This is a genomic window from Vibrio sp. 1562 (assembly GCF_033340155.1).
Classification (GTDB): domain Bacteria; phylum Pseudomonadota; class Gammaproteobacteria; order Enterobacterales; family Vibrionaceae; genus Vibrio; species Vibrio alginolyticus.
Genome location: NZ_JAWOVY010000760.1, coordinates 1 through 521, shown reverse-complemented (window position 1 = coordinate 521; position 521 = coordinate 1). Strand labels below are relative to the sequence as shown.

Below are 521 nucleotides of genomic sequence, written 5' to 3'. Positions count from 1 at the left end.
AGCCACAACCAAGCATTGCGCTCTTGCTCTTTGTGATCTGATAAATAGCTAAAATGTGTTACCGACACAGGTGAAAACAGCAAAAATTGCTCTTTAAATAGCGTCAGTCCTAACTCACCATCTTTACCGATTGCTTTTTGTGCTTCTGACATGATCTCTTTAGCCGGCGTGCGAACTGGGTTAAGCAATGTATATCCCGCAACGCTATACCAGACCCAAGTCAGCGCAAGAGCCACCCAAAAGGTATATCGAGCCTGTACCGTGCGCGTTTTAAAAAATGCGCCAACCCAAATCGCTGCGGCAACAAGAAAGAATACGACGTAAGGGAATATAGAATCGTACTCACCTAAATGCTTCGTGACGGATTTAACCTCTAGACCTGCAACAACAGCGGCAGAAAACAAAACTACGCTTAAAATCAACACGATAGCTTTAAGTAATTTGTCGGTCCATTTAGGCCAAGCTTGGTTCGTTAACGCATAACCCGCAATAACAGCAAGCATTGGAAGCGCTGGCAATAT

General features: G+C 44.3%; 1 pseudogene. It reads right to left on the bottom strand.

What is annotated here, in order from left to right:
• Positions 1-521 (bottom strand): annotated as a pseudogene (locus R7Z49_RS27500) (glycosyltransferase family 39 protein); the annotation flags it as partial.